The organism is Blattabacterium cuenoti, from assembly GCF_014252335.1.
Lineage (GTDB): Bacteria > Bacteroidota > Bacteroidia > Flavobacteriales > Blattabacteriaceae > Blattabacterium > Blattabacterium cuenoti_AL.
Window position 1 is genome coordinate 529,733 of the sequence record NZ_CP059218.1, and the last position, 26,698, is coordinate 556,430.

Below are 26,698 nucleotides of genomic sequence, written 5' to 3' on the forward strand. Positions count from 1 at the left end.
TAATATAATGAATCCAAAAACTTTTGCAGGAATTCCACAACAATATGCTAGACTTGAAACATCTAAAATTGTTATCATTCCAATACATTATGATGATACAGTAACATGGCAAAAAGGTGCACAATATGGACCAAATGCTTTTATAAACGCATCTCAATATTTAGAATTATATGATATAGAAACTAATTCTGAAGTGTATAAAAGAGGAATTTTTTTAGCTCCTTCTATAAAAAAATTTAATAATTCACCTAATAAAATTATATATAATATTACAAAAAAATATTTATTAAAAAAAAAATTTGTTACTCTCATAGGTGGAGAACATTCTATATCCATTGGAAGTATTCGAGCTTTTGGAGAATTATTTGAAAATTTAAGCATTCTTCATATGGATGCTCATGCTGATTTACGTCCTATTTATAATAATAATCCTTATAATCATGCTTGTTCTATGTATGAGGCTTCAAAAAAATACACATTAGTACAAATAGGAATTCGTAGTATGGATATAGAAGAAACACAATATGTTCAAAAAGGAAATATATTTTATACTCATGAAATTTATAATAATAATAAATGGATGGAGCTAGCTATTAACAAATTGTCAAATAATATATTTATTAGTATAGATATAGATGTTTTTGATCCTGGTATTGCACCATCCACTGGTACACCTGAACCAGGTGGTATGTCATGGTATAATACATTATTTTTTTTAAAACAAGTTTTTACAAAAAAACAAGTTGTGGGATTTGATATTGTAGAATTATCACCAAATAAAAATGAATGTTCTACAGATTTTTTAGTTGCAAAACTTTTTTACAAATTGTTATCCTATAAATTTGAATTTAATATATGATGACTAATACTAATAAAAATCAAATTATATCTATAGATGGATATTCGTCTTCTGGAAAAAGTTTATTAGCCAAACAATTATCTAATAAATTAAAATATTATTATATAAATACGGGTGCTATGTATAGATGTATTACTTTATTAGCTATTAGACAAAAAATGTTTAACAGTGATTTATGGAATGTAACTAATTTTATTCCTTATTTAAATAATATACATTTTACATTTAAATGGAATAAACAAATGAATAAAATAGAAACTTTTTTAAATAATGAAAATGTTCAAGATCAGATCACATCTATACAAGTAACAGAAAAGGTTAGTGTACTAGCTAGTATTCCTGAAATACGTAAAAAACTGAATATTATACAAAAAAAATTAATATATATATATAATAAAAAAGGATTAGTAATAGAAGGAAGAGATATAGGAACAACAATATGCCCACAAGCTAAAATAAAAATATTTATGAAAGGCTCTACTGAGATTCGTTCTTTCCGAAGATATAAAGAATTAAAAAAAGAAGGACAAATAATATCTTATGACAAAGTAAAACATAATATTTTATATAGAGATAATTTGGATCTTTATAGAAAATATTCTCCTTTGCAAAAACCTACCAAAAATTGTATTGAAATAGATAATACTTATCTAAGTATAGATAAACAATTTCATATTATACTTAAATTAATTAATAAACAATTATATAAATGAAATTATTAAATGGAAAAATAGCAATAGTGACAGGTGGTTCTGGTGATATTGGGTCTTCTATTGTCAAAACATTTGTACAACATGGAGCATTCGTAATTTTTACTTTTTTATCTTCTAAACAAAAAGCTGATAAATTATCTTTTGAATTAAAATTAAAAAATTTTGTTGAATCGTATCACATAGATTTAAAAAATATAGATGCAACTAAATTATTGATAGAAAAAACTATAGAAAAATATAGACGTTTAGATATATTAGTAAATAATGCAGGAATTATAAAAGATAATTTTTTATTAAGAATGTCGGAACATAATTGGGATAAAGTAATAAAAACTAATATTTATTCTATGTTTAATTTAACTAAATATGCGATTATTCCTATGATAAAGCAAAGAAAAGGAAATATTATTAATATGAGTTCTGTTATTGGATGTACTGGAAATTCAGGGCAATCTAATTATTCTACTTCTAAAGCTGGAATTATTGGATTCACTAAATCGATTGCTAAAGAACTTGGATCCAAAAATATTCGTTGCAATGCTATAGCTCCTGGATATATATATACTAAAATGAATGAGCATCTTCCTAATACAATAAAAACAAATTTTATAAATCATATTCCATTAAACAGAGCTGGAACTCCTCAAGATATAGCTAATTCAAGTTTATTTCTTGCTTCTGAATTATCAGATTATATTACTGGATCTGTATTACATGTCAATGGAGGATTATTTTAGTTATTTTACACACATACATGATTTACTCAAACAAAAAAATTGTTCAGAGTTTAGGAATTATCCTAATTTCAAAATCAATTTTTCATATTGTAATATCACCAGGCTCCAGAAATGCTCCAATTATTATTCATTTTACAATGAATCCTAATTTTAAAACTTATAGTATTGTAGATGAACGTTCTGCAGGATATTTTGCGCTTGGTATGGCACAACAAATTAATAATCCAGTATTACTAAATTGTACTTCTGGTACATCAGTTATTAATTATTATCCTGCACTTACTGAAGCTTTTTATCAACACATTCCACTTATTTTTCTAACTGCAGATAGACCTCAAGAAACATCTTATTTATTAGAAGGACAATCTATTCATCAAGAAAATATTTTTCAAAATCATGTAGTTTATTCTGTACAATTAACTGAAGAAGAATCTAAGAAAGGATTATGGTATAATGAAAAATTAATTAATGAGGCTATTAATGAATGTATTAAAAAAAATAGACCTGTCCATATTAATATTCCTTTTACAGATCCCCTTTATGATACAGTAAATAATATACAAGTAAAACCTAAAATTATCAAGGAAATTCCAGTAGAAAATACAATAGTCAATTATTCATATCAAAAAGAAAAAAAAATATGGATACAATCTAAAAAAAAAATAATTTTTATCGGATTACATCCACCAAATAAAAATATAAAAAAAATCATAAAACTACTAAAAAAAGATTCTTCTATTGTTATATTTTCTGAAACTTCTTCTCAATTATACGAGAATTTCTTTTTTTCAATAGATCAATTATTTTTTAAGATGACATTAACAGAATGGTTAAGTTTAAAACCTCAACTGTTATTAACCATTGGTGGCAATATTATATCTAATAGAATGAGATATATTATGCGAAAATATCCTCCTAAATATCATTGGCATATAGGAGAAGAAACTAAACATTATCCAGATACTTATTATAAGCTAACAATTTATTGGCCTATCATACCTGAAAGATTTTTGAATATATTTCAAAATATACATTATGATTATTCTAATTATAAACAAAAATGGGTAGATTTAAGAAACAAAAGAAAAAAAAATAATAATATTTTTATAAACAAAGAAAATAGTTTTTCAGATTTAAAAGTTTTATTTTTAATATTTAATTCTATACCAAAAAAATCAATTTTACATTTAGGCAACAGTACTATTATACGATACTATCAATTGTTGGATATAAAAAAAACTTCTGTGATATCTTATTGTAATAGAGGAACATCAGGAATTGATGGTAGTGTTTCAACTGCTATTGGATATTCTATAAATAGTTTAAAAATAGTAACTTTAGTAATTGGTGATATAAGTTTTTTTTATGATAGCAATGCATTATGGAATAATTATACACCAAATTTTTTTAGAATTATATTAATTAATAATGGTGGTGGAAACATTTTTAAATTAATTACCAAAAAAAAAATTAATCAAAAAACTTTTGATTTTTTTGAAACTAAACATTCTTTAACAGCAAAACCAATTTGTGACATGTATAATTGGAAATATAAATATGTATCTAATATTGTTCTTTTGAAAGAAGTTTTATCTATTTTTTGGAATCCATCTCATAAACCGATGTTATTAGAATTAAATACAAGACAAACCAATAATAAAAAAATATTTAATGATTATATATCTTTTATTTTTTAACATCCTTTAATTATCCAAATTACTACATATATTAACACTTTTATTCTTGCTAAAATTTCTCTAATTTGTATTTTACAATGAAATGGAATACTTTTGGCATTAAATCCAATCACATCTAATCCTAAACAATTACCAATAAAAATAGCTCTTTCATTATGAAATTTTTGAGAAATAATAGTAAATCTAATTTGATTATATAATTTATAAACTCTTAACACAGAATGTAATGTATCGATACCATAAAAATCTTCATATATAAAACGAGAAGGAACACCTTTTTTTATTAATTCTTTTTTCATCATTTTAGGTTCATTATAAGTATTGTCTCTATTATCTCCACTCACAATTATATAACGTATTTTACCGTTAAAAAAAAGAGAACTTGCAGCATCTATTCTATATTTAAAATAGTAATTTATTCCACCTCCATGCAAATATTTAGAAGTTCCTAAAACAACACCATATGTGTTATATGGAATTTGATTAATCGTATTATAATTTTTTTTCATTGACAAAATACTGATTCCACAATAAGAAACAATAAAATAAGTCATAATGATAATAATTCTACGTTTGATGTTTACATTACAATAAATAATACTACTAACTAAATATGCTGTATAAATCAGTTGATTTTCATTAATTTTGAAAAATTATTATGATTATTTACTTAAACTTTATAAAGTATAATCAATGTTGTAATTTTAATAATTACACTTGTTTTTTGTGAATAAATCATCAAAACATCACTATCTATACTCTTTAGTATCATTCTTTATTATATATAAATGATTTAAATAAAAAAGAAATAATTTTTTTATTAATATCATCAACTATGTCTTGAAATAAATGAAAAGCATTTTGCTTATAAACAATTAAAGGATCTTTTTGTTCAAAAACTGCATTTTGTACTGAATGTCTTAAACTATCCATTTCTCGTAAATGCTCCTTCCATTTATCATCTAAAAAACATAATATAGTTTTTTTTTCTATTATTGAAAATAATATATATCCATTACTATTAATAATATCTTTTTTGCTAGTATTTACTACTATTTTAGTAGATTTATTATGATCTGTAAAAATATATTTAATTTTATAATCATATTTTATATTAGTATTGTTATACAATATTGTATGTAAATATTTGTTAATAATTTGATTTTTCTTTTTTTCATATAAATCAATTAATATATCATGTAAGTAATTAATTATATATTGTTCTTGATTAGCTACAAATTCTTTTTTTTTGATTGGCAAATCCACACCAAATATATTAAGAAATTCATATTTTAGATGTTTATAATCAAACAACGATTTTTTCACTGCAATTAAAGAATATAATATACTATATACCATATTAGAAATATCTAAATTCAACTTTTCCCCACACAATGCATTTTTTCTTTTTTTATAAATAAATTCCCTTTGTTTATTAATTACATCATCATAATCTAATAGACGTTTTCTTATACTAAAATTATTGTCTTCTATTTTTTTTTGTGCTCTTTCTATCGATTTTGTTAATAAAGGATGTTGGATAATATCTCCATCTTTATGTCCAAATCGATCCATTAATTTTGATAATTTTTCTGAATGTAAAAATACACGTATTAAATTATCTTCTAATGATATATAAAATTGAGAAGATCCTGGATCTCCTTGTCTACCAGTACGTCCTCTCAATTGATTATCTACTCTTCTTGAATCATGTCTTTCTGTTCCTATTACCGCTAAACCACCAAATTGTACAACATCTTTATAAAGTTGAATATCTGTACCTCTTCCTGCCATATTAGTTGCTATTGTCACAGTTCCTGGTAATCCAGCTTTTGCAATAATATCTGCTTCTTTATGATGTAATTTTGCATTTAATACATTATGTTGAATTTTCCTAAATTTTAATGTTCTACTTAATAATTCAGAGATTTCTACAGAAGTAGTTCCTACAAGTACCGGTCTATGTTTTTTTTTAGAAAGATATATAATTTGTTCTAAAATTGCATTGTATTTTTCTCGTTGTGTTTTAAAAATAAGATCTTGATAATCAATGCGTTTAATAGGTTTATGTGTAGGTATTACAACTACATCTAATTTATAAATATCTAATAATTCACTAGCCTCTGTTTCTGCTGTACCAGTCATTCCTGATATTTTATGATACATTCTAAAATAATTTTGTAAAGTAATGCTAGCTAAAGTTTGACTAGATGCTTCTATGTCTAAATTTTCCTTTGCTTCTATAGCTTGATGTAGTCCATCTGAATATCGCCTACCTTCCATAATACGACCAGTTTGTTCATCTACAATTTTTACTTTTTTTTCTACAATTATATAATCTATATTTTTTTCAAATAGAGTATAAGCTTTTAAAAGCTGATTGATAGTATGTATTCTTTGTAATTTAATAGTAAAATTTTTTATTAATTGATCTTTTACTTTGATTTCCTTGTTTTTAGGTAAATTTTGTGTTTCTACTTTAGCAAGTTCTACATTAATATCTGGAACAACAAAAAAATTAATATTTAACATATTTTTAGATAAAAATTGAAATCCTAACTCAGTTAGTTCTACTGTATTATGTTTTTCATCTATCACAAAATATAAGTCTTTATCTACTATTGTTAAATCTTTTCCATTATTTTGTAATAAATATATATTTTCTATATATTGTAAAATAATTTTAATTTTATCTTCATTTAAAAATTTAATTAAAGATTTTTGTTTTGGAAATCCTCTATATGATTGAAATAGTTTCAATCCACCTAATTGTTTGTTTCCAGATTTTATGAGATATTTAGACTCTTGTAAAAATTGTTTAACTTTCTTTTTTTGTTCTTTAACAAGAAGATCTACTTTTTCTTTTAAAAATTTAAATTCTTGTTTTTCCTCTTTATAAAAATTCACTGGACCGGAAATAATCAATGGTGTTCTAGCTTCATCTATTAATACTGAATCAATTTCATCTATAATAGCATAATTTAATTCTCTTTGAACTAAGTATGATTGTGAAATTGCCATATTATCACGCAAGTAATCAAATCCAAATTCATTATTTGTTCCATAAGTAATGTCAGCTAAATAAGCTTTTTTTCTTAAACTAAATTGATAAGAATCATAATTATCTAAACAATCCACTCTTAATCCATGAAATTCCATTAAAGGCCCCATCCAATTAGCATCTCTCTTGGATAAATAATTATTCACTGTAACAATATGTACGCCTCTTCCAGATAATGCATTTAAATAAGCAGATAAAGTAGAAACAAATGTTTTACCTTCTCCAGTAGCCATTTCAGCAATTTTTCCTTGATGTAAAACTACACCACCCATTAATTGGACATCATAATGAACCATATTCCAAATAATATGTTTTCCATGAGCATTCCATTCATTACTCCAAATTGAATATCCATCTTTTAACGTTACATAAGATTTTATTTTGGATAATTCTTCATCAAGTAATGTTGATTTTACTATTAATTTTTTTTTTTCTTTGAATCGTTTAGCAGTTTCTTTTATGACGGCAAATGCTTCTGGTAAAATCTTAAGTAAGATTTCTTGTTCTATGTTATAACATTCTTTTTGTATATTTTCTTTTTCTAAATAACTTTGTTCTAAATCATGAATAGAACATGATCTCATTTTTGTTTTTTCAATTAATTTTTTTTCTTTTTGACAAAGAGGATAAATAGCCGATTGTATTATATTTTTAAATTCTATAGTTTTTTTTCTTAAGCCATTATCTGATAAATCAGCAATTTTTTTTTCTTGAATTTTGATTTTCAACAAAAACTGTTTAAGTTTATGAAGATCTCTATCATTTTTATTTTTGAATAATTTTTTTAAAAATGTTTTAAAAAATTTCATGATTATATTTTATAATTCATATTCATCTCTATTCCAATAAAAATCTTCATCATCTCGTGGATAATCAGCCCATATATCCTCTATAGATTCAAAAACTTCTCCATCAACATTTTCTAATTGTTGAAGATTTTCTACTACTTCTAATGGAGCACCAGTACGAATAGCAAAATCAATTAATTCTTCTTTTGTTGCTGGCCAAGGTGCATCTTCCAAATGAGAAGCTAATTCTAAAGTCCAATACATATATTTATATTTTTTGAAAAAATTATATGTTTGATTTTCAAAAATAAATGATTTTTAAAAAAAACATAAAATTAGCAATTTTAAATTAAAAATGATTGAATATAATAATTCACAACTAAAAAAATATCCTAGAATAGTTTTTATAGGTGGAACATCTTTTTCTATATGTTCATTACAACAATTACACATGCTTAAATATAATATAATAGGAATTATCACTAATCCCGATAAATACATAAAAAAAAATAAAAACATTGTATTTAATAATAAAATTAAACAATATGCAATCAAAAATAAAATTCCAATATTACAACCTACAAATTTTCTTGATACTGCATTTATAGAAACATTAAAATCCTGGCATATTGATATACAAATTGTTGTTTCATTTAGAATTTTACCAAAACATATTTGGAATTTGCCAAAAATTGGAACCTTAAATTTACATGCATCTATACTACCTAATTATAAAGGTCCATTTCCTATTCATTGGTCAATTATCAATGGAGAAACACACACTGGATTAACTACATTTTTTATCAAAAATGATCGCATAGATTCTGGTAATATTATATTACAAAAAAAAATACATATTGGAAAAAATGAAACATATGGAGAAGTTGAAAATAAACTAAAAAAAATCAGCGGAGATGTTATTGTCAAAACTTTAGACCAAGTCATAATAAAAAAACAAACACATGATAATACATCTACATCTACATCTACATCTACATCTACATCTACATCTACATCTACATCTACATCTACATCTTTATTTTATGCTAGAAAAATATATAATGAAGACTGCAGAATTCAATGGCAAACATCATTTGTAGATGTTATATATAACAAAATAAGAGGATTAAGTCCTTATCCAACAGCATGGACTTATTTATTTATTAAAAACAAATTTTATAGATTTAAAATATTTTTATCTAAAAAAATATTAGTACCTCATTTATATACAATTGGATTAGTCACAATTTCTGCATTTGAAATGAAAATATCAGCAAAAAAAGGATTTATATCTATTCTTGAAGGACAAATAGAAGGAAAAACAAAAATGTCTGTAAAAAATATCATTAATGGAATAAAAATTAAAACAAATATATTTGTTAAATAAAATAAATTAAACATAAACCTCAATCAATCATTAATAATATATAACAAATCTTTAATTATATTTGCTATTTTATATTAAAAAATAACTTAACTATAAATTATATATGAATAAAACCGAATTGGTACACTCTATTTCTGAGAAAACAGGACTTGCAAAAAACGACGTTAAAACTGTCATAGAAAGTTTTATACAAACAATCATTAAATCTTTAAAACAAGGGAATAAAGTGACTTTAATAGGATTTGGAACATTTTCTGTAATAGATAGAAATCCAAGAAAAGGGGTGAACCCTAGAACAGGACAAAAAATACATATTCCTGGAAAAAAAGTAGCTAAATTTAAAATAGGATCAGAATTATCAAAATTGTAATAATTTATTATGGAGATAATCTAAAGACATTCCATTTTTTATCTGTTTCTAAATAATAGACTAATCTATCATGAAGTCTATATGGTTGTCCCTGCCAAAATTCCATTTTATATGGTTTTACTATATATCCTCCCCAATCAAAAGGACGTTTTATTATTATACATTTTTTGAAAAAAATTTTCCATTTGTTATATTGATCTAATAAATATTCTTTAGAAGGAATAATAGTGCTTTGTTTAGATGCCCAACTTCCAATCTTATGTTCTCTTGGTCTTTCATTAAAATATCTATCTGATTGTTGAATATTTAATTTAAAAGTTTTTCCTTTAATTAATATTTGTCTATTTGTATTATAAAAATAAAAAGAAATACATGTTTGTGGATTCTGTTGAATTGCTAATCCTTTAGCACTTAAATAATTAGTATAAAATATAAATCCTTTTTCAGAATATTGTTTTAGTAAGACAATTCTTGTTTCAGGTGCACCATCTTTTCCAATTGTTGATATTGACATTGTATTTACTTCTTGATCATTAGAAGACATTTTTTTTTCTTCTTGAAACCAAGAATGAAATAATTCAATTGGAATGGTAGGAATATTTTGTTCTATTAAATATTTTCTTGATTCATAATTTTTTCTATAATTGCTTAAATCCATAAATAACTAGTTTCTTTAAGTAAAAATATATTAACTTAACAAAAAAATTAAGTGTATTTCATAAATTGGCGTGATAGCTCAGTTGGATAGAGCGTTGGTCTCATAACCCAAAGGTCGGGGGTTCAATTCCCCCTCACGCTATTTTTTTTATTTAAAATAATATGAAATTTTATATTTGTAGTTCTTCTTTGTTAAATAAACTATATTTTTTATATAAAATTTCAAATTGTAAAAAAAATTTATATTTTGTTGTTCTAGCAAGTAATAATAAGGAATTAATTATCTATATATCAAATACAAATTCTGTTTTTATAACTAAAATACAAACATGTATAGAACAAACTTCTAAGGAACAAATATCAATTTCTATAACGTTAATGATAAATTTTCTTCAAACATTTATAAATGACACTGTATTATTAGTAGAAAAAAGAAAAAATATATTAGTAATTTTATATAAACAAGATTCTTACTATCTTCCTATTTATAGGAATAATGATACAAAACATTTGATTTATCCTATAATAAGTGATTATCAGAATAAACCAATTATTAAAATTGTTTTTTCTTATTCTATTTTATTAAAAATTTTAAATTATACTTTGTTTTTTTATGAAAAACAATATTTGAAACACTTAAAATATATTATAAATGGAGTAGTTTTTCAATTAACTCCTGATGTATATAATTTTATATCTACTGATACTTATAGACTTATACAATATACTATTACACATAATAACTTTACTAATAATTTACCTATAGAATTAATTATTCATTTTTCTTCTTTAAGAAAATTACATAATATTTTAAAACAAAAATTACATATTAAACAAATTATTATGGTAATAGAAAAATATAATCAAGAAAATATCGTTCAGTTTCAAATTGAAAACAATATATTTTTTTGTAAATCTTTTAATAATCCATCTATAACATTTAATTCAATATTTCCAACAAGAACTGACATATCATTTATAATAAATAAAAATTTATTTTTAAATTCTATTAAACGAATTTATATATTATCTAATAATAATCCTTGTATTATTAGATTTTCTTTTAAAAATAAGGTTAAAAATACATTAAAAATATATGAAGAAGCGTCAATCAATAATAATTATTCCATTATTAAATGTAAGTTTAAATTATTAGATAATAATCATAATATAATTATCATGAGATTTAATACTAAATTTTTAATAGAAATTTTATCATCTATAGATGAATATTTGATCAATTTTGAATTTTCTTGCGATAAAAATATTGGATTGTTAAAACCAATCGTTAATAGAAATAATAAAGAATTAATTAAAATTTTGATTATGTCCATAATATGAAAATATCATATAATTGGCTCAAACAATATATTAATTTTAATCTCAATATAAAAAAAATATCCGATATATTAATAAATCTAGGATTTCTAGTAAAAAATATACAAAACAATATAATAGATATTGAAATGCCTCCTAATCGTCCTGATGCCATTAGTTATTATGGTATAGCAAGAGATTTATATGCTTTTTTAAAATTTAAAAATTATAAAAAAAATGTATTATTTCTTAATACACCAAAAGTATATCAATATCATGATAATGAAAATTTAAAACAAAATAATTTTCAAATATCAATTGATCCAACTATTAAATGTATAAGATATTCTTATATAATAATTTTTAATACAAAAATTGATAAATCACCACCTTGGTTACAAACTATATTAGAATCTATTGGAATTAAATCAATTAATAATATTATTGATCTTACAAATTTTATTATGTATGAATTAGGACAACCTATACAAATTTTAAATATAGATCAAATAGAAGGTAAAAAAATTTTCATTAAATTAACAAATAACATCCATTTAAAAAATCAAGTAGAAGTTCATACCAATCATACCAAATGTATGATAATATATGATATAGCAAAACCATTATTAATTAGAAATAATCAATTAATAAATGAAAACATAAATCAAAATATTTTACTATTATGTATCAATTTACCGTATAAAAATATTCAACATTTTGATTTACATAATTTTATACAGAATGATTCAATAAGGTTTTTAGAAAAAAATATAGATCCTAATAACACATTACGTGCTTTAAGTAGATTTATTTTTTTACTAGAAAAAATAAATAATAAAAAAATATTTTTTTCTAATATTATTGATAATTATTTAAAACCCATTTATCCTATACCAATAACAATACGTTATAAAAAAATTATAGATGTAATTGGAAAACGAATTTCCAAACAAATTATAAAACAAATTATTTTACTATTAGTAATCAAAATTATAGAAGAAAATGAAAAATCACTTACAGTACTTATTCCTATTTATAGAATAGATATTAAAAGAGAAATAGATTTAATTGAAGAAATTATCCGTATATATGGTATTAATAAAATAACAAATAAATATAATAATAAACTTAAAACTTATCCATATACTTATTATTATAATAACACTACAACAAGCGAAAATATAAAATATTTAGTAACTAATCAATTAATAAATCATGGATTTCAAGAAGTTATCAATTTACCTATGATAAATGATAAAAATCAAGAAATCATTGATTTAAATTCTTATATGAAAATCAAATCTATTCATGTTAAAAATCCAATTAATAAACATTACGATTCTATGCGAACCAATCTTTTTTTTGGCATGATAAATAATTTGAAATCAAATTTTCATAAAACTGATAATGATATAAAATTTTTTGAATTAGGAAAAATTTTTTATGATAAAAAAAATCATTTTTGCGAAAAAAATTATTTAGGATTAAGTATATTAGAAAGCAAAAATAATAATAATTCTATTGAATATCTATTTTTATATTTAAAAGGTATTTTAGAACAAATTTTTCAAAAAACTGGAATTAAAAATTATACTCAAAAGATTTCTAATCACCCATTACTACACAATAGCATATTAATGATATATAAAAAAAATAACTTAGCAGAAATAGGAATCTATAAAAATCATATAAAAGGTAAACAAGTAGTTTATGCAGAAATATATTGGGAATATTTTATATTATCAGTTATCAAGAACAAAAATTTCACGTTGTATAAACATTATAAATTTCCTATTTTAAAAAGAGATTTATCCATTTTAGTAGATAAAAATATATTATTTGAGACAATTTATCAAACATTAAAAAAACAACAATATAAACTCAAATTAATCAAAAATATACAAATATCAGATTTATATGAAGGTAAAAATTTACCTATTTCAAAAAAATCTTACATGATCAGATTTTGGTTTGGAAGCAACAAACAAACATTAACTAATTCTATAATTACTAATCTAATAGATAATATCATCATTTTTTTAAAAAAAGAATTAGGAGCCGATATTAGAAGAAATATCTAATAATTTTTTCAATATTTTTGTCATACTAATTTTTTCTCTTAAAATATGGGAGATGGAAGCTATTGGAATTCTTTTTTGTTGCATAGTATCTCTATCTCTCATAGTTACTGTATTATTATTAATAGTATCATAATCTACAGTAAAACAAATAGGAGTACCTATAGCATCCTGTCTTCTATATAATTTTCCAATAGAAGTTTTTGCGTCATAAATTAATTTATGATCTATTTTAAGATCATTAAATATTTTTTTTGCAATTTCTGGAAGACCTTTTTTTGAAACTAATGGTAATATTGCTGCTTGAATAGGAGACAAATAATAAGGAATTTTTAATACAATCCTATTATTACCATTGGGTATTTTTTCTAACTTTAAAGAAGAAGAATATATAGCTAATAAAATTCTATCTAACCCAAGTGAAGTTTCAATTACATAAGGAATATAATTGTTTTTTGATTGTTCAAAAACTCTTAATTTTTTGTTTGAAAAACATTCATGTTTTCTTAAATCAAAATCTGTACGACAATGTATACCTTCTATTTCTTTAAAACCAAAAGGAAAATTAAATTTTATATCTGTTCCATAACTTGCATAATGAGCTAATTTTTTTTGTTCTATCATTTGATATTTATTATTTCCTAAATTAAGTTCTAAATGCCATTTTAAACGTAATTTTTTCCAATAATTATACCATTTTTTTTCTTCTTTTGGAGAAATAAAAAATTGTAATTCCATTTGTTCAAACTCACGCATACGAAAAATAAATTGTCTAGCTATTATTTCATTTCTAAATGATTTTCCCACTTGTGCAATACCAAATGGTATTTTCATTCTAATTGATTTTTTTACATTAATAAAATTAGTAAAAATTCCTTGAGCAGTTTCTGGACGTAAAAAAAATCCTCCTTGTGTTTCATTTATTTTAAACATCATATTAAATAAATGAATATTAGTCCAATTTTGTGATCCATAAATGGGATCACAAATATTTAATTTTTTTATCAAAGATTCAATATCATCTAACTTATTATTTAATAAATATTTATCCAATATGTCTAAAATTTCTTTTTTATTTTTTGGATTGTTTTTTAATAAAGATTCTTTGATTAGAATTTCTGGACTATATCTCTTGTTAGAATCTTTATTATCAATTGATAAATCATTAAATTTATCTATATGTCCAGATGCTTTCCATACATCAGTATGCATTAAAATCGAAGAATCTAATCCAACTATATTATCATGCAGTTGAATCATAGATCTCCACCAATATTCTTGGATATTTTTTTTTAATTCTATTCCATATGGACCATAATCATAAATAGAACTTATTCCACCATAAATTTCACTAGAAGGATAAATAAATCCATAATGTTTTGCATGAGATACTAAAAAATGCAAATTTGTTTGATTCATTTTTTTTATAAAATATTATTCAAATATTTGTCTAAATCTAATGCGGCCATACATCCAGTTCCAGCTGAAATAATAGCCTGACGATATATAGGATCTTGTACATCTCCTGCTGCAAATACTCCTGGTTTATTAGTAGATGTATTCCCATTTTGAACGGAAATATAACCTAAATTATCCATGATAATTTGATTTTTAAATATTTTTGTATTTGGAACATGTCCAATAGCAATAAATAATCCACTAATTAAAATCGTATAACTTTTCTCATTTTTTGAATCAAAGACTTTAATTCCTTCTAAAAACTGTTTACCTATAAACTTTACAATATGAGAACAAAAAAAAATTTTTATATTTTTTTTTTGAAAAATTATTGTTTGCAATATTTTAGATGCTTTAAAATAATTTTTTCTTACTAAAAGATAAACATTATTACAAATTTTAGATAAAAAAATAGCTTCTTCTAAAGCAGTATCTCCACCACCTACAACAGCAACATCTTTTCCTTTATGAAAAAATCCATCACATGTAGCACAAAAAGAAATTCCTAATCCTAATAATTCTTTTTCTTTTTTTATATCTATACCTAACAATTTAGGATTAGAACCAGTTGCAATAATTAACCCTATACTTCGTATATATTCTTTTTTACTATAATAAATATAATGTATACCTCCTTTTTTATCAGATAATTCTACTTGAATAACATTTTTAGGAATTAAAATAACCTTAAATTTTTTGGCTTGTTCTTTGCAAAATTCCATAAATTGAGAACCATTAATACCTTGCGGATATCCTAAATAATTATCAATATAATGTGTAGTCGTTAATTGTCCTCCTGGCATCGATCCCATAAACATAATTGGATTAAGATCAGCACGTGCTGCATATATAGATGCAGAATATCCAGCTGGTCCAGATCCAATAATTACGCAATTGTTGATTTTATTTTTAAACATAAAAACATTATTTTGTGTTTTTAATATGTCAGATTTTAATTGTTTTATTACAAATTATTTATATTTAACTTATGTTAATAAAAAAACTTATATCTTCTGCAATATTAGAAAAAAATTTTATGCATTTACTGGAGAAGAATTAGTGCGACAATATATAATATTTTTATTAAAACAAAAACATTATAAAACATCTGATATATCTATAGAATATCCTTTTCAAATTAATAATGTAAATAATAGATTGGATCTTTTAGTTTATAAACAACAAAAACCATATTTATTGATTGAATGTAAATCTCCAAATATTTCAATTACACAAAAAACATTAGATCAAATTTCTAAATATAATCTAAAAATAAAAGCACCATATTTAATGATTAGTAATGGAATTAAACATTTAATCTTGAAAATCAATAAATATCATAAAAAATATTTATTTATGGATGATATTCCATTATAAATATTAATAACAATTATGAATATACTCTATCAGATCTACTATTTTATATGCATAACCTACTTCATTATCATACCATGATATTATTTTCACAAAAGTAGAATTTAACATCATACTTGAACTTGCATCAAAAATAGAAGTTCTAATATCTCCTATAAAATCTGTAGAAACGACTAATTCGTCAGTATATCCTAATATTCCTTTTAATGATGTTTCAGATGCAATTTTCATACTAGATTTAATTTCATTATAATTTGTATAAGATTTTAAACAAACAGTTAAATCTAAAACAGAAGCATCTAATATTGGAACTCTAAAAGCCATTCCAGTTAATTTACCATTGAGACTTGGAATGATTTTTCCAACTGCATCTGCCGCACCAGTAGATGAAGGAATAATATTATTTAATGATGATCTACCAGATCTCCAATCTTTAGAAGAAACAGAATCAACTACTTTTTGTGTTGCAGTAGATGCATGTATTGTAGTCATTAATCCTTTTATAACTCCAAAATTATCATTTAACACTTTCACAATAGGAGCTAAACAATTAGTAGTACAAGATGCATTAGAAACTATAGAAGGCTGATGAATTTTGAATGTTTGATGATTCACACCCATTACATACATAGGAATATCCTTATCTTTTGGTGGGGCAGATAATATTACTTTTTTTACTCCAGATTTTAAATGAAGACTAGCTAATTCTTTAGTTAAAAATAATCCTGTAGATTCTACAACATATTCAACATCCAATTTATTCCATTTTAAATTATATGGATTTGTTTCATTAGTAACTGTTATTTTGTTGCCATTTACAATTAAATCATTACCTTCTATATTAATTTCACCTTTAAATTTTCCATGAATTGAATCATATTTTAACATATAAGCTAAATAATCAATTGGCGCTAAATCATTAACGGAAACAATATGAAAATTTTCTTTTTCTATAATAGAACTTAACACCATTTTTCCTATTCTTCCAAGACCATTGATTCCTATTTTAATCACAGACATAATAAAATTTTTAATTTTTTACTTTTAAAAAATTGATAAACGTAGAATTAGGAATATTTACTTTACCTATTTGACGCATTTTTTTCTTTCCTTTTTTTTGTTTTTCTAATAATTTTCTTTTTCTAGATATATCACCTCCATAACATTTAGCAGTTACATCCTTTCTTAAAGCTTTGACTGTCTCCCTTGCAACAATTTTACCAGAAATAGATACTTGAATCGGTATACTAAACTGATGTTTTGGAATAAGTAAAGATAATTCATGACAAATTTCTTTTGCTCGTATTAACATATAATTTTTATGAACAAGAATAGATAAAGGATCAATTTGTTGATGATTAATAAATATAGTCAGTTTTTTTAAATCAGAACTTTTATAAGTTAAAAAATTATAATCAAATGATGCATATCCTCTAGAAATAGTTTTTAATTTATTATAAAAACCGAACATAATTTCAGATAGTGGCATTTCAAACGAAAAATTAACTCTTTTTCCAAAAGATAAATATTTATGTGATCCAATCATATTACCACGTTTTTCCATACATAAAGAAATAATAGATCCTATAAAATTTTCTTTACTTATAATATTAACTAAAACATAAGGTTCCTCTATTTTAATCAGTTTCTCCATATCAGGAAATTCTGAAGGATTATTGATGATCATAAAACCATTAATATTTTTTTTAAAAACTCTATAAGACACATTAGGAACCGTAATAATAACATTCAATCCATACTCTCTTTTTAAACGTTCTTTTATAATTTCCATGTGCAGTATTCCTAAAAATCCACAATGAAATCCATAGCCTAATGCAGAAGAAGATACGGTATTAAAAATTAAAGAAGCATCATTTAACTTTAATTTTTCCATTGATGAAAGTAATTCCTCATAATCATTAGAATCAGAAGGATAAATACTAGCAAATACCATTGGTTTTACTTCTTCAAAATCATCTATAGATGTTAATGCAGGATCTTTATCATTTGTAATGGTATCTCCAACTTTCACTTCATCCGCATTTTTTATTCCAGACACAACATAACCAACATCACCAGTTATTATCTCATTTTGAGCTATTTTTTTTAATTTTAATTTACCTATTTCATGTGCATAATAAATTTTCCCAGTGGACATAAATCTAAGTTTTTGTCCTTTTTTTATCACTCCATTCATTACTTTAAAATAAGCAATAATTCCTTTAAAAGGATTATAAACAGAATCAAAAATCATAGCTTGAAGAGGATAATGTAAATTTCCTTTAGGATGTGGTATTTGTGTAATAATGTTTTCTAATACCTGTTTAATACCTATACCTTGTTTAGCACTAACAGATATAATCTCTTTATGAGATTTACATCCTAATAATTCCATCATTTCACAAATAGTATTATCATATCTAGGGTCATTATTATCTAATAAATCCACTTTATTAATAATTGGAATAATAATAAGTTTTTTTTTCAATGCTAAATACAAATTAGATATAGTTTGTGCTTGAACACTTTGTGTACAATCGACTACCAATAAAGCACCTTCACAAGTAGCAATAGAACGAGAAACTTCATAAGAAAAATCTACATGACCAGGCGTATCTATTAAATTTAGAGTATACATATTATTTTTATAACTATAGTTCATATGAACTGCATGACTTTTAATAGTAATTCCTCTTTCTCTTTCTAATTCCATATCATCTAATAACTGATTTTTGTTGTTATTAGAAGGTATAATAGTATTTGTGAATTCTAATAATCTATCAGCTAAAGTACTTTTACCATGATCTATATGTGCTATAATACAAAAATTACGAATATAACGAATCATACAAAAATTAATTAAAAAAAACCTTTAAGTAAAATAAGGAAATATTATTACCTATTCAATTTCAATCAATAGGATTACTAATATTATATTCTATACTACTTAATTAAACTACAAGGTATTATTTAATCATATTATTATTTAATTTACATTTATGATTAAAAAGATTCATAGTATATATTAATCCATGAACTACAAATGAAAAAATTATATCCATACTAATATCTAAATTTTTTAATATATATTCTAATTCATTTTGATACCAAGTACCTAATACATAATCTTCTATTTTATATTTTTTTATCAAAAAATCATTTTTGATACCAAATCTAAGACGTGCATAATTAGAATTTTCTAATTCTTTTTCAATACTTTTCAATCCATTATGTCCAGCAGTTCCACCTTTTCCTTTTAAACGAAAATTGCCAAAATTAAGATAAATATCATCTAATATGATAAGGATGTTCTGTAAAGACACTTTTTTTTTTTCATCCAATATTTTACTGCATGGCCACTTTCATTAACATATGTATAAGGCTTTAAAAAAAATATTTTTTTATGTTTATATGATAACATTGAAGAAATAAATCCAAATTTTTTTTTTATAAAAGTAAATGAATACTTTTCAGATATTTTATCTAATATCAAAAATCCAATATTATGTCTAGTATAATTATACCTTTTTCCAGGATTACCTAATCCTATTATTAAATATTTTATATTATTATCATACATATCTCATAATATATTATTGATTTTATTACTTCTTATCTTATCGCACATAATTTCATGTACTCTAATACCAATTTCATACAGTGATTTTACCATATGTATACCACATGTTTCTAATATTTTCATTTTTGATTGTGCTGTTTCAATTTCTTTTCCTATAATAGCGCCTGCATGACCCATAGTAATACCTTTAGGCGCAGTTTGACCAGCTATAAAACCAATTATAGGTTTTTTATTTATAGTTGGTAAATTTTTAAACCATTTTGCTGCATCTATCTCTAATTGTCCTCCAATTTCTCCAATTAAAACAATACATTCAGTTTCTATATCATGCAAAAATAAATTAATTACATCCTTAATATTTATTCCAATAATAGAATCACCACCTATTCCAACTGCTGTGGAAATTCCATAACCAATTTTTAATATTTGATCTGCTGCTTCATAAGTTAATGTTCCTGATCTAGAGACAATTCCTATATTACCTTTTTTTCTAAAAACAATATTTGGCATAATTCCAATTTTTGATTTATCTGACGAAACTATTCCAGGACAATTGGGTCCAATTAAATAGCTGTTCTTACCTTTTAAAAAAGATTTTACTCTAATCATATCATATATTGGAATTCCTTCTGTAATACAAACAATAATTTTCATTTTAACACTAATAGCTTCCATAATAGCGTCTGAAGCAAATGCAGATGGAACAAAAATAATACTTACATTACCATTGGTATGCTTTACAGCTTTTTCCATAGTATTAAAAATCGGAAGTCCTAAAGATATTTGACCACCTTTACCTGGAGTTACTCCACCAACTATTAATGTTCCATAATTCAACATTTGTTGAGTATGAAATAAACCTTCTTTACCAGTTAATCCCTGAACAATTACACGAGAATTTTCATTAACTAAAATACTCATAACAAATAATAAATTATTTTATTTTTTTTGTTTTTATTCTTTCTATATAAGATTTTTTATATGTATTAATTTTAATAAATTCTCCAGCATTTATAAATACAGGCACTAATAATGTATTTAGAGTTTCTAAAATAGCTATTTTACTAGATTTTTGAATAATATCTCCTTTTTTTACAGAAATGGTATCTTTAATTTGCAAAATAACAGTAGATGGCATTTTAATACATAAAATTCTTTTTATATTATTTTCAATTTGAAAATAAATATAAAAATTCATTCCTTCTTTGATAAATTCAATATTTTTCATAAATATATTATCAATTTGAATTGTTTGATAATTTTCAATATTCATGAAATAAAATAATTGTTTTATTTTATATAAAAATATATAAATTTTTGATTTTACTTCAACTTCTGGTATTTTATGTTTTGAAGGAAAATTCTGTTCTAATATATTTTGATTAATAACATGTCTTAATTTAGTCCTCATAAATGCATCTCCTTTTCCAGGTTTGACATGCATAAAATCAATTACTTTATAAATTTCATTATTATATTTTATATATAATCCTTTTTTAATATGTACATAAAGTTTTTTTTTTAACATAACATTTTATTATACTATTTGTTTTACTAATTTTGCTATTACTACTGCTTCAACAACTAATTGACAGTTCACATATCCTTTTCCTTCCATATGTACAATGCCCATTTTTATAGGATTTTTTAAAATTACTCTAATAACTAATATATCTCCAGGAATTACTTTTTTTTTAAATTTAACTTGTTTTATTTGTAAAAAATATGTAGAATATATTTCTGGATTTTTTACTTTACTCAAAACTAAAACACCTCCAACTTGTGCAATTGCTTCTACTTGTAACACACCAGGCATTATAGGTTCATTAGGAAAATGTCCAATAAAAAATGGTTCATTTATTGTTACATTTTTAATTCCCACTACATAATTATCTTTTAATTCTAAAATTTTATCCACCAATAAAAATGGAGGTTTATGGGGTAAGATTTTCATTATATTTTTAATATCACAAATTGGTTTTTGTGTCAAATTAAATTTAATATTATGATTGTCTTGTTGCTTAATTTCACTAATAAGTTTATTAGCAAATTTTACATTAATTGAATGATATGGTTTATAAGCAATTATTTTACCTATTAATTTTTTTCCAATTAAAGTTAAATATCCAATAAGATCTAAAAGAAAATGATTAGCAATTTCCTGATTATAATTATAAAATGATTGTTTTTTATTAGATGTTTCTGTATCATCACATTTTATTGGTCTATCATATAAAAAACAAACACTCTTTGAACTTGCTATATTATTTTTAAATTGATTTATATGTTTAAATACAGAATTTTGAACACTAACCCAACTTAAATCAAAATCTACTATCGTCATTATTTCAAACTTGTTAGATGGAAAGGCAAAAATGACGCTACCTGTTTTATTATCTTGATAAGAAACTACATTTTTTATATAATAACATTCTCTATCAGCATTTTGTTCTATCATTCCAGCTTGTTCAATAGCTTCTACAAAATATTTAGAAGATCCATCCATAATAGGAATTTCTACATTATCTAATTCTACTATAATATTATCTAAATCCATCCCTGTTAAAGCGGCAAGTACATGTTCACTCGTACGAACTAAATATCCATTTTGATTTTTTAAAATAATTCCTTTATTTGTTTCATTAATTACATATGATAAATTTGCTTGAATACATGGATGATTTTCTATATCTTTTCTTATAAAAATAAATCCAGTATGTTCAGGTGCTGGTTTTAACGTCATTGTAACATATTCATTTGTATACAATCCTACTCCTTTTAAAGAAATTATTTTTGAAATAGTTTTTTGCTTTTTCAAAATACTTTTTTATTTAAAATTATCAAATTCAAACTATTTTATAACATAAAAAAAATTACTAAATTAAATACACAAATTAAACTTGGTGTTATTATGTTAAAACGTTTTATATTTTTTTTTAATAGGATTTATTCTTGGATGTATTATTATTTACTTAAAAATTAAAATTTAATCAAAATAAAATATTTTATTGCAATTTTTATGAAACGAACATTTCAACCTTCTAATAAAAAAAAATTAAATCTACATGGATTTTTAATAAGAATGAAAACCAAAAATGGAAAACAAATTATATCTAGAAGAAGAAAAAAAAAAAGGAGTAAATTATCAGTTATCAAATTTAAAAAATAAATTAATTAATTAATTAATAAATATTAAATAATTCGATTTCTCCTAATTTTGGTAAATGTTTTTGTCCTTTTTTGTATACAATACGTTTACCTTTACATAAAATATCTTGGTATGCAAAAAAATGAGATAAATCACCTATATCGATTATTGTTGGGATTAAATCAATGTCATATGTAACACAATTATACTTATCAATATAATTTATTCCTATATCAAAAATAAATTGTTGTCTGTTTTTTTCAATTAAAATTTGTCTATAAATTTTATCCATTAATTTGATTTTATTTTCAGGAATATCAGAATAAAAATATGCTTCTTGTTCTAGATTTTTTGTAGTCGCAAGTATATACAAACCTATTAAAATAGATAATGCATTATATTTTCTTATAATTTTTTTTTTCAAATCTCCAGGATAATTTCCAGCTTCAAAAAGAATACAAGATGTTCCACTGTTTTGAAAATTATCACCTACTGCTGTAGGATAAATTTGATCAGAATATCTTCCTATAGATCCTATTTGTGGTAAAAAATTATACATTGTTTTTGCAATAATAGAAATCAATCCCATAGCTTTTTTTCTTTCTAAATGTATTTTAATGGAATGTTCTTTTCCAATTGAAGGAGATAAAAATGATATAATAGATGGATTAAATATTTTATCCCCAATATTATAAATACTTTTTTGATCATGTAAATTAAATAATATATTTGGTTGATGAATTTTGATTTCATTAAATAACACTTGAATTTCAGGAGATTGTAATTGTAAGGCATCTCTATTTAAATCAATATTAATAGCATTTCTTCTTTGAAATATTTCAGATCCATCTGGATTTAACATAGGAATAAAAACAATATTTAATTTTTGTTCTAAAAATTTTACTAAATCGGTATTGTTTTGTTTTAAAAAAAAATGTAAAATATCAAACATTGCTTTTGTTCCAGTTGTTTCATTTCCATGCATTTGTGACCAAATAAAGACTTTATAATATCCTAGTCCCCATTTGATTTTAAAAATTTTTCTATTTTCTATAGATCTTCCAATTGGACTTATAGAACAAATTTTTTTATATTTTTTTATTATCTTTAAAAGATTAAAATATCGAAATACTTTAGAATCATTGATTTCATGATCCATAATGATAGAATAATAATTAGATAACCAAGCATCTATATTCAAAAAACTAAATATGTTACTCATAAAACATGTTATAAAAAAATTATATTTTGCATTGCATTTAAAATAAAATAATAAATTGTAATATAAATGCATAATAAATATAAATACATATATATTTTAATTAATAAATAAATACCATATTTTGTATGAAAAAATTATATAAAATCAATTATATTGAATCTTTTATATTAATTTTACAATTTTGTATATTAAATGTTATTAATCTTATTTTTAAAAATTTCTTAATATCAATTAATATACCTAAATATATTATATTTTCAATATTATATATTATTCCATTTTTATGTTTATTTGCATATATTTTTTATACAAATAAAAAAAAAAATATATATATAGATTTTTCATTTAAACTTTCTTCATATAAAATTTATACTATATTATTTATTATAATGTTATGTATAATAATATGTAATAATTATTTTATTTCTTTAATTCCTAAAAATGGCCCTATTATAGGCAATATGCACAAAGAAATAGAACACTTTGTTATAGAAGAATCTAAAAATATAATTACTTTTTTTTTTATAACATCTATATTAGCGCCTATATGTGAAGAAATTCTATTTAGAGGAATTATTTTACATGGCATGTTAAAAAATAATATACATCCAGTCAAAGCAATTTTATTTTCTTCTTTTTTATTTGGATTAACTCATATGAATCCTTGGCAATTTATAAGTGGATTCTTAATTGGAAGTTTTATTGGATTTATTTACTTTATTAATGTTTCTATTACAGATTGTATATTCTTACATATATTTAATAATGTTTTTGCTTCATTCATGTTATTATTTATGAAAAATCATGAACAAATATTTTATAATTTTACTTCCAATTATATTATATTAATTAGTTGTATTACTATTATTATTTTAGGTTGCATTTTTATTTTTAAAAATAAAAGAAAATGGAAAATACTGCCTTAACAATTCTAGGATGTCACTCTTCCATACCTACAACTAAATTTTATCCAACATCTCAAATTTTGAAAATAAAAGGTTATTATTTTCTTATAGATTGTGGAGAAGGAACACAAGTACAATTAAGAAAGTCAAAAATCAAATTTAATAAAATTGAACATATTTTTATTTCTCATTTACATGGAGATCATTTTTTTGGATTAATTGGATTATTATCAACATTTAATTTATTAGGCAGAGAAAAATCTGTGAATATTTATGCACCAAAAGGGTTAAAAGAAATTATAGAATCACATTTTAAATGGTCATATACTAAATTAAAATATTATATTATTTATATAGAATTATCTTCTGATAAAACAGAAAAAATTTTGGATAATGAAAAGGTAGCAATTTATACAATTCCATTAAAACATAGAATTTATACTAATGGTTTTTTATTTAAAGAAAAATCTAATTATCGTAAATTAAATATGCATGCAATACAACAAATTCCTTATATAAATGTTGTGGATTATAAAAATTTAAAAATAGGAAAAGACTTTAAAACACATGATGGGATAATTATTCCAAACTCAAAATTAACTTTTAATCCAAAAAACACATTATCTTATGCTTTTTGTTCAGATACTTCTTTTTATCCTAATATTATAGAACAAATACAATTTGTAGATTTATTATATCATGAATCAACTTTTTTGAATATAGAAAAAATTAGAGCAATTAATACTGGTCATTCAACTGCTTATCAAGCAGCTATTATAGCAAAAGAAGCAAAAGTAAAAAAATTATTATTAGGTCATTATTCTCATAGATTTACGGATATTCAAGATTTTGAAAAAGAAGCACAAGAAATTTTCAATCATGTAGAAGCATCCAAATCTTTACAGACTTATTTATTATAACATAATATTTAAATAATTTATTTTATTGTAGTACCAAAATATCGTTTGACTTTTGCTTTCTAGATAATAATAAGTTTTCATATCAGAAAGAATTATTCAAAATAATAAAATTTAATCTAGGAATTTTTTTGACATGATATCGTAATTTTTTAGAAAGATATTTTCTAAAAATTTTAGTTTTATAGTTAATTTGATTTATAATTTGTTCATCTATAAAAGGATAAATTGAAATATATCCTTTTATTAAATTCATATTTTGACTAAAACTAATTTTAATTAATGTAATTAAAATGCCTTTTTTTAAAATTTCTTTATTGACTTCTTCTTGAAGCATATTTGCTATTTCTGAATAAAATATTGAATTTAATTTTTTCTTTTGAAGAGGATTCATTTATTCATAATTTTAATTATGTAATTTTAATTAATA

General features: G+C 22.5%; 25 protein-coding genes, 1 tRNA gene and 1 pseudogene. 13 read left to right on the forward strand and 14 right to left on the reverse strand.

Annotation, left to right across the window (positions count from 1 at the left end; genetic code table 11):
• The first annotated feature begins 7 nt into the window (after window positions 1–7).
• The 4 genes from speB to menD are packed head-to-tail and all read left to right on the forward strand — an operon-like array spanning window position 8 to window position 4,006.
• Window positions 8–859 carry an agmatinase gene (gene speB / locus H0H37_RS02555; RefSeq protein ID WP_185882391.1) on the forward strand — a complete coding sequence of 284 codons (852 nt, stop codon included), beginning with the start codon at window positions 8–10 and terminating at the stop codon, window positions 857–859.
• A complete protein-coding gene (gene cmk, locus H0H37_RS02560) occupies window positions 856–1,572 on the forward strand; it encodes a (d)CMP kinase (protein WP_238785484.1) in 717 nt (238 codons plus the stop codon). Before speB ends, cmk begins: the two co-directional genes overlap by 4 nt.
• Complete coding sequence (gene fabG / locus H0H37_RS02565; RefSeq protein WP_185882392.1) at window positions 1,569–2,309, forward strand: 3-oxoacyl-ACP reductase FabG; 741 nt, start codon at window positions 1,569–1,571, stop codon at window positions 2,307–2,309. Before cmk ends, fabG begins: the two co-directional genes overlap by 4 nt.
• 17 nt (window positions 2,310–2,326) lie before the next feature.
• Entirely contained in the window at window positions 2,327–4,006 is a 1,680-nt protein-coding gene (gene menD, locus H0H37_RS02570) for a 2-succinyl-5-enolpyruvyl-6-hydroxy-3-cyclohexene-1-carboxylic-acid synthase (RefSeq protein WP_238785485.1), read from the forward strand.
• Here menD and H0H37_RS02575 read toward each other — a convergent pair.
• From H0H37_RS02575 to H0H37_RS02585, 3 genes are all read right to left on the reverse strand, one after another.
• Entirely contained in the window at window positions 4,003–4,560 is a 558-nt protein-coding gene (locus tag H0H37_RS02575) for a SanA/YdcF family protein (protein WP_185882393.1), read from the reverse strand. The two genes, menD and H0H37_RS02575, sit on opposite strands and share 4 nt — an antisense overlap.
• 214 nt (window positions 4,561–4,774) lie before the next feature.
• A complete protein-coding gene (locus H0H37_RS02580) occupies window positions 4,775–7,876 on the reverse strand; it encodes a preprotein translocase subunit SecA (protein ID WP_185882394.1) in 3,102 nt (1,033 codons plus the stop codon).
• A 9-nt stretch (window positions 7,877–7,885) separates the two neighbouring features.
• A complete protein-coding gene (locus tag H0H37_RS02585; protein WP_185882395.1) occupies window positions 7,886–8,119 on the reverse strand; it encodes a DUF2795 domain-containing protein in 234 nt (77 codons plus the stop codon).
• 91 nt (window positions 8,120–8,210) lie between these two features.
• On the opposite strand from H0H37_RS02585, the gene H0H37_RS02590 reads away from it, so the two are divergent.
• The gene (locus H0H37_RS02590; RefSeq protein ID WP_185882396.1) at window positions 8,211–9,242 is read left to right on the forward strand and encodes a methionyl-tRNA formyltransferase; all 1,032 of its coding nucleotides are present in this window, start codon (window positions 8,211–8,213) and stop codon (window positions 9,240–9,242) included.
• A gap of 103 nt (window positions 9,243–9,345) precedes the next feature.
• Window positions 9,346–9,612 carry an HU family DNA-binding protein gene (locus H0H37_RS02595; protein WP_185882397.1) on the forward strand — a complete coding sequence of 89 codons (267 nt, stop codon included), beginning with the start codon at window positions 9,346–9,348 and terminating at the stop codon, window positions 9,610–9,612.
• 7 nt (window positions 9,613–9,619) lie between these two features.
• Here H0H37_RS02595 and pdxH read toward each other — a convergent pair whose 3' ends face one another.
• On the reverse strand, window positions 9,620–10,270 hold the full coding sequence (pdxH, locus tag H0H37_RS02600) for a pyridoxamine 5'-phosphate oxidase (RefSeq protein WP_185882398.1): 651 nt from the start codon (window positions 10,268–10,270) through the stop codon (window positions 9,620–9,622).
• Between the two features lie 67 nt (window positions 10,271–10,337).
• On the opposite strand from pdxH, the gene H0H37_RS02605 reads away from it, so the two are divergent.
• The 3 genes from H0H37_RS02605 to H0H37_RS02615 all read left to right on the forward strand — a co-directional run bounded on the left by H0H37_RS02605 (window position 10,338) and on the right by H0H37_RS02615 (window position 13,667).
• Window positions 10,338–10,411, forward strand: a tRNA-Met gene (locus H0H37_RS02605).
• 20 nt (window positions 10,412–10,431) lie between these two features.
• Complete coding sequence (locus H0H37_RS02610; protein ID WP_185882399.1) at window positions 10,432–11,610, forward strand: DNA polymerase III subunit beta; 1,179 nt, start codon at window positions 10,432–10,434, stop codon at window positions 11,608–11,610.
• A complete protein-coding gene (locus H0H37_RS02615; protein ID WP_185882400.1) occupies window positions 11,607–13,667 on the forward strand; it encodes a phenylalanine--tRNA ligase beta subunit-related protein in 2,061 nt (686 codons plus the stop codon). The genes H0H37_RS02610 and H0H37_RS02615 overlap by 4 nt, the downstream gene beginning before the upstream one ends.
• Here the strand turns inward: H0H37_RS02615 and H0H37_RS02620 are convergent.
• Both H0H37_RS02620 and H0H37_RS02625 read right to left on the reverse strand, forming a co-directional pair.
• Complete coding sequence (locus tag H0H37_RS02620; RefSeq protein ID WP_185882401.1) at window positions 13,638–15,083, reverse strand: glycine--tRNA ligase; 1,446 nt, start codon at window positions 15,081–15,083, stop codon at window positions 13,638–13,640. The two genes, H0H37_RS02615 and H0H37_RS02620, sit on opposite strands and share 30 nt — an antisense overlap.
• 5 nt (window positions 15,084–15,088) lie before the next feature.
• A complete protein-coding gene (locus tag H0H37_RS02625; RefSeq protein ID WP_185882402.1) occupies window positions 15,089–16,039 on the reverse strand; it encodes an NAD(P)/FAD-dependent oxidoreductase in 951 nt (316 codons plus the stop codon).
• Window positions 16,040–16,064: 25 nt separating this feature from the next.
• Between H0H37_RS02625 and H0H37_RS02630 the strand changes: the two genes are divergently transcribed.
• Complete coding sequence (locus tag H0H37_RS02630) at window positions 16,065–16,499, forward strand: type I restriction enzyme HsdR N-terminal domain-containing protein (RefSeq protein ID WP_185882403.1); 435 nt, start codon at window positions 16,065–16,067, stop codon at window positions 16,497–16,499.
• Window positions 16,500–16,502: 3 nt separating this feature from the next.
• On the opposite strand, the gene gap is transcribed toward H0H37_RS02630, so the two are convergent.
• The 6 genes and pseudogenes from gap to fabZ all read right to left on the reverse strand — a co-directional run bounded on the left by gap (window position 16,503) and on the right by fabZ (window position 22,894).
• Window positions 16,503–17,516, reverse strand: a complete 1,014-nt coding sequence (gene gap, locus H0H37_RS02635; protein WP_185882404.1) for a type I glyceraldehyde-3-phosphate dehydrogenase — start codon at window positions 17,514–17,516, stop codon at window positions 16,503–16,505.
• Between the two features lie 10 nt (window positions 17,517–17,526).
• Window positions 17,527–19,341, reverse strand: a complete 1,815-nt coding sequence (lepA, locus tag H0H37_RS02640; RefSeq protein ID WP_185882689.1) for a translation elongation factor 4 — start codon at window positions 19,339–19,341, stop codon at window positions 17,527–17,529.
• A gap of 121 nt (window positions 19,342–19,462) precedes the next feature.
• A pseudogene (pth, locus tag H0H37_RS02805) lies at window positions 19,463–20,076 on the reverse strand (aminoacyl-tRNA hydrolase).
• A 3-nt stretch (window positions 20,077–20,079) separates the two neighbouring features.
• A complete protein-coding gene (sucD, locus tag H0H37_RS02650) occupies window positions 20,080–20,997 on the reverse strand; it encodes a succinate--CoA ligase subunit alpha (RefSeq protein ID WP_185882405.1) in 918 nt (305 codons plus the stop codon).
• 13 nt (window positions 20,998–21,010) lie between these two features.
• Window positions 21,011–21,604, reverse strand: a complete 594-nt coding sequence (locus tag H0H37_RS02655; protein WP_185882406.1) for an elongation factor P — start codon at window positions 21,602–21,604, stop codon at window positions 21,011–21,013.
• 9 nt (window positions 21,605–21,613) lie between these two features.
• Window positions 21,614–22,894, reverse strand: coding sequence for a 3-hydroxyacyl-ACP dehydratase FabZ (fabZ, locus tag H0H37_RS02660; protein WP_394798455.1), 1,281 nt, complete (start codon window positions 22,892–22,894; stop codon window positions 21,614–21,616).
• Between the two features lie 201 nt (window positions 22,895–23,095).
• On the opposite strand from fabZ, the gene rpmH reads away from it, so the two are divergent.
• A complete protein-coding gene (gene rpmH / locus H0H37_RS02665) occupies window positions 23,096–23,245 on the forward strand; it encodes a 50S ribosomal protein L34 (protein ID WP_185882407.1) in 150 nt (49 codons plus the stop codon).
• A gap of 13 nt (window positions 23,246–23,258) precedes the next feature.
• On the opposite strand, the gene H0H37_RS02670 is transcribed toward rpmH, so the two are convergent.
• Window positions 23,259–24,446 (reverse strand): M14 family zinc carboxypeptidase, encoded by a 1,188-nt coding sequence (locus H0H37_RS02670; protein ID WP_185882408.1) that lies wholly within the window; start codon window positions 24,444–24,446, stop codon window positions 23,259–23,261.
• A 125-nt stretch (window positions 24,447–24,571) separates the two neighbouring features.
• Between H0H37_RS02670 and H0H37_RS02675 the strand changes: the two genes are divergently transcribed.
• Together H0H37_RS02675 and H0H37_RS02680 are read left to right on the forward strand one after the other, a co-directional pair.
• Entirely contained in the window at window positions 24,572–25,372 is an 801-nt protein-coding gene (locus H0H37_RS02675) for a CPBP family intramembrane glutamic endopeptidase (protein ID WP_185882409.1), read from the forward strand.
• Window positions 25,354–26,271: a ribonuclease Z gene (locus H0H37_RS02680; RefSeq protein ID WP_185882410.1), complete on the forward strand. Its 918-nt coding sequence runs from the start codon at window positions 25,354–25,356 to the stop codon at window positions 26,269–26,271. The genes H0H37_RS02675 and H0H37_RS02680 overlap by 19 nt, the downstream gene beginning before the upstream one ends.
• Window positions 26,272–26,353: 82 nt before the next feature.
• Here H0H37_RS02680 and H0H37_RS02685 read toward each other — a convergent pair whose 3' ends face one another.
• A complete protein-coding gene (locus H0H37_RS02685) occupies window positions 26,354–26,662 on the reverse strand; it encodes a ribosome-binding factor A (RefSeq protein WP_185882411.1) in 309 nt (102 codons plus the stop codon).
• Window positions 26,663–26,698 lie beyond the last annotated feature (36 nt).

Bases quoted from the DNA above. Each gene is read 5' to 3' on its own strand.
- menD (WP_238785485.1), top strand. From the start codon at position 2,327: ATGATTTACTCAAACAAAAAAATTGTTCAGAGTTTAGGAATTATCCTA.
- H0H37_RS02655 (WP_185882406.1), bottom strand. From the start codon at position 21,604: ATGTTAAAAAAAAAACTTTATGTACATATTAAAAAAGGATTATATATA.
- H0H37_RS02590 (WP_185882396.1), top strand. From the start codon at position 8,211: ATGATTGAATATAATAATTCACAACTAAAAAAATATCCTAGAATAGTT.
- speB (WP_185882391.1), top strand. From the start codon at position 8: ATGAATCCAAAAACTTTTGCAGGAATTCCACAACAATATGCTAGACTT.
- H0H37_RS02585 (WP_185882395.1), bottom strand. From the start codon at position 8,119: ATGTATTGGACTTTAGAATTAGCTTCTCATTTGGAAGATGCACCTTGG.
- H0H37_RS02575 (WP_185882393.1), bottom strand. From the start codon at position 4,560: ATGACTTATTTTATTGTTTCTTATTGTGGAATCAGTATTTTGTCAATG.
- H0H37_RS02670 (WP_185882408.1), bottom strand. From the start codon at position 24,446: ATGAGTAACATATTTAGTTTTTTGAATATAGATGCTTGGTTATCTAAT.
- cmk (WP_238785484.1), top strand. From the start codon at position 856: ATGATGACTAATACTAATAAAAATCAAATTATATCTATAGATGGATAT.
- H0H37_RS02595 (WP_185882397.1), top strand. From the start codon at position 9,346: ATGAATAAAACCGAATTGGTACACTCTATTTCTGAGAAAACAGGACTT.
- H0H37_RS02685 (WP_185882411.1), bottom strand. From the start codon at position 26,662: ATGAATCCTCTTCAAAAGAAAAAATTAAATTCAATATTTTATTCAGAA.
- H0H37_RS02680 (WP_185882410.1), top strand. From the start codon at position 25,354: ATGGAAAATACTGCCTTAACAATTCTAGGATGTCACTCTTCCATACCT.
- H0H37_RS02615 (WP_185882400.1), top strand. From the start codon at position 11,607: ATGAAAATATCATATAATTGGCTCAAACAATATATTAATTTTAATCTC.
- pdxH (WP_185882398.1), bottom strand. From the start codon at position 10,270: ATGGATTTAAGCAATTATAGAAAAAATTATGAATCAAGAAAATATTTA.
- H0H37_RS02625 (WP_185882402.1), bottom strand. From the start codon at position 16,039: ATGTTTAAAAATAAAATCAACAATTGCGTAATTATTGGATCTGGACCA.
- gap (WP_185882404.1), bottom strand. From the start codon at position 17,516: ATGTCTGTGATTAAAATAGGAATCAATGGTCTTGGAAGAATAGGAAAA.
- H0H37_RS02675 (WP_185882409.1), top strand. From the start codon at position 24,572: ATGAAAAAATTATATAAAATCAATTATATTGAATCTTTTATATTAATT.
- H0H37_RS02580 (WP_185882394.1), bottom strand. From the start codon at position 7,876: ATGAAATTTTTTAAAACATTTTTAAAAAAATTATTCAAAAATAAAAAT.
- H0H37_RS02610 (WP_185882399.1), top strand. From the start codon at position 10,432: ATGAAATTTTATATTTGTAGTTCTTCTTTGTTAAATAAACTATATTTT.
- rpmH (WP_185882407.1), top strand. From the start codon at position 23,096: ATGAAACGAACATTTCAACCTTCTAATAAAAAAAAATTAAATCTACAT.
- H0H37_RS02620 (WP_185882401.1), bottom strand. From the start codon at position 15,083: ATGAATCAAACAAATTTGCATTTTTTAGTATCTCATGCAAAACATTAT.
- fabG (WP_185882392.1), top strand. From the start codon at position 1,569: ATGAAATTATTAAATGGAAAAATAGCAATAGTGACAGGTGGTTCTGGT.
- sucD (WP_185882405.1), bottom strand. From the start codon at position 20,997: ATGAGTATTTTAGTTAATGAAAATTCTCGTGTAATTGTTCAGGGATTA.
- H0H37_RS02630 (WP_185882403.1), top strand. From the start codon at position 16,065: ATGTCAGATTTTAATTGTTTTATTACAAATTATTTATATTTAACTTAT.